Origin of the sequence: Pseudoalteromonas shioyasakiensis (assembly GCF_022398475.1) — a bacterium.
Lineage (GTDB): Bacteria > Pseudomonadota > Gammaproteobacteria > Enterobacterales > Alteromonadaceae > Pseudoalteromonas.
This window is the reverse complement of record NZ_JAKEVM010000166.1, coordinates 1-8,907: the sequence shown is the minus strand read 5'-3', so window position 1 is coordinate 8,907 and position 8,907 is coordinate 1. Positions and strand designations below refer to the sequence as shown.

The window sequence follows — 8,907 nt, the reverse complement described above, 5'->3', positions numbered from 1 at the left end:
GTTTGAATATAAACGGCTAATCTTGAATTAGCCGTTTTTTTAAGAAAAAAATAATAATCTCAGAAAGTTTTTTTCTGATAGGCAGGTCTTAGTTACTATGACAGAAAAACAAAAGCGATATGAAGCGCTGGTTCATGTCTACCACAGTGAGCTTTTTCGCTTTGCGTATTGGTTGTGTCGTGATCAGAACATTGCTGAAGACTTAGTGCAGGAAACCTTCCTGAGGGCTTGGCGTGCCTTGGATTCACTACAAGATCAACAAGCAGTCAAACCTTGGCTGTTAACTATTTTGCGCCGCGAGAACGCACGCCGCTTTGAACGTAAACAATTTGATTACGCCGATGTTGAAAACGACACCCTTGTAGATGAACAAAGTACAACCCTTGATGCTGAAATGGAACAAACAGTGATTCAACGACAAATAGGAAAGTTATCACAAGAGTATCGAGAGCCATTGCTATTACAAGTAGTAATGGGTTGCTCTGGCGATGAAATCGCCCAGATCCTCGATTTAAATAAAAATACTGTCATGACACGACTTTTCCGTGCCAGAAACCAGCTTAAAGAGGCTTTAAGCAGTGATGATGATCAACTTAGAGGAGCATCAAATTAATGGATGAACTCGAGTTTCGCCGCCGCATCCTCGCCGAGCCAAGCACTATTGATAAGGAACTTGAAGCGTTTGCCGAGCAGGACACAGATAAACAGGCGTTTATTGATGATGTGCGCGCTTTAGATGATGAACTAAGTAATGCGCTTAACATCCCCGTGCCTGAAAATTTAGCAAAGCGAATTATTGATAATACCTATGCCGCAGAAAAAGCGCCTTCAGAGCAGCCGCTAGACACCATTATTGAGGCTAAGTCGCGCTTTGCCTTTAATCGCTTGTATTTAGCCGCTGCAGCGTCGTTTTTAGTAGCAATTAGTGTGTTCTTTGTCACTAACAAACAACATACGTTATACAGCGTGGGTGAGCATGCCTTTGCGCACCTATACCATGAGATAGGCTCGCTAGATAAACATGAAGCGATAGACCTTGCCTATGTGAACGAAAAGTTTGCCACCATTGGCGGACATTTAGATGAGCTACCAGGTAAAGTAACCTATTTAATGTTTTGTGACTTTCAAGGCAAAAAAGGTCTGCACTTGGTATTTGAGTCTGATTTTGGCCCGATGACGGTATTCATTGTGCCTTCTGACGAGCAACCATTTGGCACTGGCTCTGACGATTTCAATGATGAGCGTTTCGCTGGCCACATCAACCGTGGTGAGCGAGCGGATACTATCTTAATAGCGAGTATTGGCGCTCCACTTGATAGCTACAACAGTATGATCAATGACGCCATTCGCTGGCTGCATTAATACCTACTCGTAGTAACACATATTACAGGCATAAAAAAACCGCAGTCACTGCGGTTTTTTTATCGCTATAAAGCAGGTTACTTACAAACGTCTGCTACTGCATTTGCAAAGTAATCAATGTTTGCATCACTGATACCAGCAACGTTTACACGGCTAGAACCCACAATGTAGATAGAGTACTCTTTTTGTAAGCGCTCGATTTGCTCTTTATTAATACCTAGGAATGAGAACATACCATTTTGACGGTCAATAAATGAGAAGTCTTGCTCAATGCCTTTCGCAGCTAAGCTTTCTTTAATTAAAGTACGCAAACCATTAATGCGATTACGCATTTCATCAAGCTCGTCATGCCACATTTGCGTCAGCTCAGTGCTACCTAAAATCGTGCTAACAATATCAGCACCATGCGCAGGCGGCATTGAATAGATGCTACGTACAACACTTAATAATACAGAGTTAGAGATATCAGCAGTTGCTGCATCTTTAGCAATGATTGAACATGCACCGATACGCTCGCGGTATAAACCGAAGTTTTTCGAACAAGAAGAACAGATGATTAACTCATCTACCGCTGCTGCTAATTTACGAAGACCCGCTGCGTCTTCTTCAAGGCTTGAACCAAAACCTTGGTAAGCAATATCAACCAGTGGCGTGAAACCAACTTCAACAGCAAGATCAGCAACGATGCTCCATTGCTCAGCATTTAAATCCATACCGCTTGGGTTGTGACAACATGCGTGGAATAACACAACATCACCTTTAGGCACTTGCTTAAGGGTATTAATCATGTCATCAAATAAAAGGTCTTTATTTTCGTAATCGTAGTAAGGGTATTCTTTTACTGTTAAGCCCGCCGCTTCAAATAAGCTGATGTGGTTTGCCCACGTTGGCGTAGTTACCCATACAGTCGCATCTTTGTTGCAACGCTTGATGAATTCAGCTGCAACACGTAATGCACCTGTACCACCTGGTGCTTGTGCAGTGCGAACACGGTTAGCTAAAAGTGCTGGATGCTCACCCAGTAATAAGTTTTCCATTTTTTGACAGTAATCTAGGTTACCTGCCAAGCCAATATACGATTTACTGGTTTCGTTTTCTAAACGAAACGCTTCCGCTTTTTTAACCGCTTTTAATACAGGCGTATTGCCCTGCTCATCCTTATAAACACCTACACCCAAATCGATTTTCTTTGGGTTTGTATCTTGTTTAAAGGCCGCCATTAGGCCAAGAATAGGATCTGTTGGTAATGGTTTTAATTCTGAGAACATTGACTATCTCTTTTTATAGGGGTTAGCGTTGCCACTAGCTTAACATAAAAACCCAGCCTGATTACTAGTTAAATTAGACCAAGAGTTGAGGAATTTTAATACAACAAGCCACAAGTAATGCAAGGGTTTGCTGATCAAAGAAATCATTATTAAATGCTTCTGCATCTATAATACCTAAGCATTCATTTTTGTCTGATAATAATGGTAAACAAGTCTCAGCTTTCACCTTCGGGTCGCAAGTATAATACTCACCACCTTGTGCAAGGTAATCGGCTACGTTATTGATCACACGCCCTTGCTTAGAAAGTGCAACTTGAACATTGTTACTACCTTTAGCAAATGCTTCTGTTAGCGGGAATAATGGACGGCTCGGTGCACCATGATAAACCAGCTTTAATAACTGAGAACCTTCATTAGTCTCTGTCGCTTGATAAATACCAAACCAATCAACGTGAGTTTGGGCAACAACAAAATCGATAATTTGTTGAAGCTTAGCCAGTTTTTCAGTATTGGTAGCATCATCGGCAACATAATCATTTAATTTGAATGGTTCATCTTGTAAGTAGCCAAACAAGCTACACGCACCACCCTCGCCTAGCTCAGGAATTTGATACTCCCAACGCACTGCTGGTAAAGCTGACTCTGCAAGATAATGTTCAAGGTTTGATAATTGCTCAGCAACCAAATTTTCTGGTAATTTAAGCTGAGCTGTCGATAAGTAGTTAGAAACCATTTAGCCATCCAAACATCTATAATGCCAGAATGATAACATGCGATTTTAGTGTGAGCTAGTACTGCTTGCTGTTAATTGATAATAAATTTCGACTTGGTTGCCTGCACTATTGAAGGTCACTTTTGAAGCTACTTCCCCAAGCAAGCACAAGCCTCTACCATGCTCTCTTGCAAGGCTTTGTTGATTTGCCTGTTCTTTACTAAAACCATTTCCTGAGTCGCAAACAGTAAAATATAAAGCAAGTTCTTCTGGGCAATAACGAATATCAATAATGATTAAGGCATCGGTTAAATTTGCGAGGGCCTCTTCACGTTGTTGATAATAAATTAAAAAGCCATCTTCCTGATTTTTGACCTCTGAGTCGAGACCTAACACCCCATGATCTAAAGCGTTGTTATACGCTTCTGAGAGTATCAAAAAGATATTAGCGCGATGTGCATTTAACCCCGCTACTTTGCTTATTACATCAACAACTTCCAGCACCGGATCGGTACTTTTGATTTGCTTTGAGTTCAAGCTCAATGAAAAATTAAAAGGTAATGCGGATAGCGGCTCTGATTTTTGCTCAGGCTCGCGCATTGGTAAGCAATTTAATAATACGAGGCTCAAGTCGTCTTGTTGTTTACTACCACGGGCAAATTTATTGACTCGTTCAAGTACTTGCTCAGTAGAAATAGCAGGTTTTGAGGCTAGCACTTTTTTAAAGCGATGCTCACCAAAGTACTCGTCATGTGGACTAGTCGTTTCAATGATACCATCGGTTGCCATGACAATACGGCATGTGTCTTCTACTTCAATGTGAATAAGTGCACGCTCGAATTCATCTTCTTCTAAAATACCCAGTGCCATGTGTTGAGATTCAAGGGTACGAATAACTTCACCGCTTTGATTGATGATATAGGTATCGGGTAAGCCCCCTAGCCATGCCGAGATACTTTTTCCGGTACTGCTAAGCTCTATGATGGTTGCAGCACAAAACATGTGGCCTGGTAATAACTTACCTAATACTGAATTGATTTCTGCGGCAATATCACTCACAGACATGCCCTTACTCACCATGGTATAAAATACTCTTGAAGCAGGGAGAGCTCCGACTGCAGCGGCTAAACCATGACCAGTAAAATCACCAAGCATGCAATATAAGCTACCTAATGGGCTTTGTGCGACCAAAAACATATCGCCATTAAACATAGCCGCAGGCGATAAATGAAAATCTAAATGCTTTGGAAAAGATTGCTGGTTCTCAAGAGCATTATTAAAAATATGTTCGACAATTTCATGTTCACGCTCAACTTGATTTTGATGATATTCAAGTTGTAGATTTTGCTCTCTTGCCTTTTGGCTTAAATTACGGATCCGGCTATGCGCTTTAATTTTCGCGTTAAGAATCACTTCTTGAAACGGCTTATGTAAAAAGTCATCGCCGCCAACCGCTAAGCAACGCTCAAAACTCGCTTCGTCTTCTAAAGAGGTAATAAAAATAATCGGCAAATAGACTTGGCTAAAGCGCTCTTTGATAATAGCAGCGGTTTCAAAGCCGTCCATCACAGGCATAATGACATCGAGTAACACAATATCAATGGTGTGTTCTTCGAGCAGGTTTAAAGCAACAAGACCGTTTTCAGCGCTATAAACACGGTAGCCCTGCTGCTCTAACATCACGGTTAATAAGCGACGATTTAAGGCAAGATCGTCTACAACCAGAATATTAAGCATCAATCAATATCGAACTTTTTATCAAAACGTGAGATTTGCAGGATTTTTTTCAATTGCGGTTGGCAGTTACTAATTTGAATTGTTTCAACTTTGCCTGTTAGGTTTTTTTTCATGTTCAGTAACATGCCTAACGCTGAGCTGTCCATGTAATCTGTTTCTCTAAGGTCTATAACCACTTTATCGATATTGTCGTTGAGATCGGCATACGCCTGACGAAAAGATTGCACCAAATTAAAATCAAATTTTCCTTTGATTTGTACAGTTAATATAGCGCCATCAGCAGAAGTGCTGCGCGTTAAACTCATAATAAACTCCTAATAAACAAATCTTTCCTGATACTTAACTAAATATAACCGCTTAAAACAAATAAGCCAAAAATTAAAACACTTAGGATGAAATTTGTTATCATTTAGCCAAGCTTTTATAACGAGATCTACCATGAGCGATAATAATCTAGTTTATTCAACTGCTACGGGTCGCATTGAGCAACCTAAAGAAAGTAAACCAAGCCAAGGTAAAATTTTTAAAGACGGCTTTTTACGCATTGAACGTCAAACCAAAGGACGCAAAGGTAAGGGCGTGATGTTAGTTGTTGGTATCGACAGCGAGCAGCATGACTTAAAAAAATTAGCCAAAACCATTAAAAGTAAAATGGGCCAAGGCGGTGCAGTAAAAGACGGTATCATCGAAGTACAAGGTGATGACAGAGATAAGCTAAAAGCGATTCTCGAAGGACTAAAATTTAAAGTTAAAATTGCAGGGGGCTAATCACCCCCCTTATTTTTTGATTTCTGTATTTTATGAATTCAATGAGTTGAGCTGTTCATAAAGTGTTGGCAACTCTTCTTCTGGGATAGGCTTACTATAGTAGTAACCTTGCACAATATAACAGTTGTTGTTTTGTAAAAACTCAATCTGTTCAATGGTTTCCACCCCTTCAGCAACAACATTAAGCTTCAACTTTTGCGCCATTGCAATGATCGCAGCGGTTATTTCCATATCATTACTATCTTGTGGAATATCTTTCACAAACGAGCGATCAACCTTCAAAATATCGACAGGGAAACGTTTAAGGTAACTCAGTGAAGAGTAGCCTGTACCAAAGTCATCGATTGAAATTGACACGCCCAAAGCTTTTAGCTGATGCAGTTGTAGAATAGCTGCTTCAACATGCCCCATCAGCATACTTTCTGTTAGCTCAAGGTGTAAGCGTTTAGGCTCAACTCCTGTTTGTTTGATGATCTTATCCAGTGTCGACACTAAATTCGCATCTTTAAACTGACGTGCCGATAAATTAATTGAAATATTATTCTTTAAATCTTGGCTAGCTAAACGCGCTGCAAATTCACACGCCTCTTGCAGTATCCACGCACCTAACTCAACAATTAAGCCCGTTGCCTCAGCAATAGGAATAAACTTGGTCGGTGGGATCATCCCTTCTCTAGGGTGGAACCAGCGAATAAGTGCTTCGTAGCCAACCACTTGGTTATTTCTACAATCAACTTGTGGTTGATAATAAACTCTAAACTGCCCTTCGCGAATACCAGTACGAAGCTCATTTTCAATAAATAAGCGTTCGTTTGCTGCCGCATTAAGCTCTTGGCTATAGAAGTGGAAAGTATTACGTCCTTTCGCTTTTGCTTCATACATCGCAAGGTCGGCATGTTTAAGTAACTGATCTTCTTCTTGGCTATCAAATGGTGCCATTGTGATACCAATACTGGCACTGATGATCACTTCATTGTTACCTAATTTGATTGGCTCATTAAGCGTGCGCTGAATCGTATTGGCCACTTCCATGGCATGTGTTTGGTGCTCAATACCACTTAATAATACCGCGAATTCATCACCACCTAAACGCGCTATTGTATCTTCCGTACGCAAACGCTTTTTCAAACGGTTAGCCACTTCTACTAATAACTGATCCCCAGCATCATGCCCTAGTGTATCGTTGATACGTTTAAATTCATCTAAGTCAAAATAGAATAAGGCAAATGCATAATGACCACGTTCAGCCAGTGCCATTGATTTACGCAGCTGCATTCTGAAGAAAGTACGGTTAGCAAGCCCCGTTAAGGTATCAAAGTAAGCCAATTGCTCCATCTTACGCTGGCTTTCTTTTACAAACGAAATATCTTGAGCTGATGCCACGTAACTGGTGATCTCACCACCATCTTCACGAATTGGTGAAATACTTAACGAAACCCAAACTGATTGGCGTTCATTCCCTTGTAATAAGGTATCCCCGCGCCAATAATTACGGCTACGCAAATCGATATCAATATCATCGACTAAAATCGCCATTTCTTGTGAAATGATATTCAGCAGCGGCGAGCCAATAAAGTGACGCTCCTCAAAACCGGTCATTTCAACCATTTTCGGATTCACGTATTTGATCTCAAAGTCTTGATTGGTGATCACCACACCGGTACCAGAGAAAGCCACAGCTTTAGATAAACGATTCGCCGCTTTTTCAGCTATTTCTTTTTCACTAATGCGCTGGTTTAAGCCATCGATCAACTTACGAATTTCAATAGCCATATCTCTAAACGAGCCATTTAGCGTGCCAATTTCATCTTTATTAGCCCTTGGAAACTCAGTTTGTAATTGTCCTTTGCCAAAACTAACTACCGCATTAACCAACGAATGAATGCGACGCAGTACTAATTGATAAAGTGCTTGATGCAATAACAAAGCAACTAAAATAGCGTACAAGATAAACAAGCCGAAGAATTTTACTTTTAACTCTTCAAGCGCAGAAAGTGCCGACGAGCGCTTTTTATAAATTCCAATATACCAGTTTAGGTTCTCGACTTTACGAATATTGATAATATGTGTTTCACCATCTTGTACGAATGAATTTGCCGACTCAGGTAACTTTAAACGAATGGTTTCAGACACTAGTTTTTGCAGATCAGGGTTTACAAAATCTTCGGTGAGTAATTTTTTACCTTCACGACCATATTGCTCAAGCGTGGTTTTATCTAAATCAGGGTGAGCTAACAGCTGACCTTTTGCATCAAACACTAACAGATGCTGCTCACGGTCACCGATAGGCAACTGTGCCAATAAGGTTTCAAGCGCGATATCACTGCCCGTGACACCAAAAAAATCATTATCAAGGTAGATTGGCACAAGCACACTCACCACCCACTTATGCCAAATAGTATCGTAATACACTTTTGACCACACCGCTTCTCGGCTTGGGTTAGTTGCAGCCTGAGCGTAATTGAAGGTTTCGCCTTTAGTAAAATCAAAGTCACCAGGTACATTGAGTGCCCAGTTTGGTGGTGCGATACGAATAAAGTTATCTTTGGTGACAAGGTAAAAATTAAAGAAATCTTGAATTAAGGTCGGTGAAACGATTTTCCATAGCGATTCAGAATCGTTTATAAGCTGTTTATAAAATTCAGAATATTTATCTTGAGGGAGAAACGCAGCCGATAAGCCATCTTCTGAGGTACTACGGATACTGCCATCGAGGGCAAATTTGAGTTCTGCGCTGCGTTTACTTTGTAAATGCGATTCGTTGTGAAGGAGCTGGCTGCTTACGACGTTATTAGCCTGCTCAGCAATATTGATTTTGGTTTTGATCAAGCGGTTAAATTGACGACTCAAGCGTTCACTAGAGTGCTTTAAAAGTTCGTGCTCTTCAAACACAAGCTGTTTTTCTTCAGATTTAAGCATCAAAGCCGCAGCACATATACCTGCAATCAAACAAATCGCAGAAATCAGCAGCGACAATTTCATACTTAATGAATTTACACCAAAACGTGATGGCGGTCGTCGATACACCACAGGACTACCTTATTAATAATTGTTATTATT

7 protein-coding genes and 1 pseudogene are annotated in these 8,907 nt (G+C 40.6%); 3 read left to right on the top strand and 5 right to left on the bottom strand.

Translation table 11 applies throughout. The features are described 5' to 3' along the window. Positions 1-64: 64 nt before the first annotated feature. Together L1D51_RS19290 and L1D51_RS19285 are read left to right on the top strand one after the other, a co-directional pair. Positions 65-613 (top strand): annotated as a pseudogene (locus L1D51_RS19290) (sigma-70 family RNA polymerase sigma factor); the annotation flags it as partial. After that, positions 613-1,362 (top strand): DUF3379 family protein, encoded by a 750-nt coding sequence (locus L1D51_RS19285; RefSeq protein ID WP_054562144.1) that lies wholly within the window; start codon positions 613-615, stop codon positions 1,360-1,362. The pseudogene L1D51_RS19290 and the gene L1D51_RS19285, both read left to right, overlap by 1 nt. Positions 1,363-1,439: 77 nt before the next feature. Here the strand turns inward: L1D51_RS19285 and L1D51_RS19280 are convergent, their stop codons facing one another. The 4 genes from L1D51_RS19280 to L1D51_RS19265 all read right to left on the bottom strand — a co-directional run bounded on the left by L1D51_RS19280 (position 1,440) and on the right by L1D51_RS19265 (position 5,384). Beyond that, on the bottom strand, positions 1,440-2,630 hold the full coding sequence (locus L1D51_RS19280) for an amino acid aminotransferase (protein WP_054562145.1): 1,191 nt from the start codon (positions 2,628-2,630) through the stop codon (positions 1,440-1,442). Positions 2,631-2,703: 73 nt separating this feature from the next. Then, positions 2,704-3,363: a GAF domain-containing protein gene (locus L1D51_RS19275; protein WP_217874692.1), complete on the bottom strand. Its 660-nt coding sequence runs from the start codon at positions 3,361-3,363 to the stop codon at positions 2,704-2,706. A 45-nt stretch (positions 3,364-3,408) separates the two neighbouring features. Further along, positions 3,409-5,079, bottom strand: coding sequence for an ATP-binding SpoIIE family protein phosphatase (locus L1D51_RS19270; RefSeq protein ID WP_055020715.1), 1,671 nt, complete (start codon positions 5,077-5,079; stop codon positions 3,409-3,411). Next, positions 5,079-5,384: an STAS domain-containing protein gene (locus tag L1D51_RS19265; RefSeq protein WP_054562148.1), complete on the bottom strand. Its 306-nt coding sequence runs from the start codon at positions 5,382-5,384 to the stop codon at positions 5,079-5,081. The genes L1D51_RS19270 and L1D51_RS19265 overlap by 1 nt, the downstream gene beginning before the upstream one ends. A 133-nt stretch (positions 5,385-5,517) precedes the next feature. On the opposite strand from L1D51_RS19265, the gene L1D51_RS19260 reads away from it, so the two are divergent. After that, on the top strand, positions 5,518-5,847 hold the full coding sequence (locus L1D51_RS19260; RefSeq protein WP_054562149.1) for an SUI1 family translation initiation factor: 330 nt from the start codon (positions 5,518-5,520) through the stop codon (positions 5,845-5,847). A 30-nt stretch (positions 5,848-5,877) separates the two neighbouring features. Here the strand turns inward: L1D51_RS19260 and L1D51_RS19255 are convergent, their stop codons facing one another. Continuing rightward, on the bottom strand, positions 5,878-8,877 hold the full coding sequence (locus L1D51_RS19255) for a bifunctional diguanylate cyclase/phosphodiesterase (RefSeq protein ID WP_239964545.1): 3,000 nt from the start codon (positions 8,875-8,877) through the stop codon (positions 5,878-5,880). Between the last annotated feature and the right edge of the window lie 30 nt (positions 8,878-8,907).

Bases quoted from the DNA above. Each gene is read 5' to 3' on its own strand.
- L1D51_RS19275 (WP_217874692.1), bottom strand. From the start codon at position 3,363: ATGGTTTCTAACTACTTATCGACAGCTCAGCTTAAATTACCAGAAAAT.
- L1D51_RS19270 (WP_055020715.1), bottom strand. From the start codon at position 5,079: ATGCTTAATATTCTGGTTGTAGACGATCTTGCCTTAAATCGTCGCTTA.
- L1D51_RS19265 (WP_054562148.1), bottom strand. From the start codon at position 5,384: ATGAGTTTAACGCGCAGCACTTCTGCTGATGGCGCTATATTAACTGTA.
- L1D51_RS19260 (WP_054562149.1), top strand. From the start codon at position 5,518: ATGAGCGATAATAATCTAGTTTATTCAACTGCTACGGGTCGCATTGAG.
- L1D51_RS19280 (WP_054562145.1), bottom strand. From the start codon at position 2,630: ATGTTCTCAGAATTAAAACCATTACCAACAGATCCTATTCTTGGCCTA.
- L1D51_RS19285 (WP_054562144.1), top strand. From the start codon at position 613: ATGGATGAACTCGAGTTTCGCCGCCGCATCCTCGCCGAGCCAAGCACT.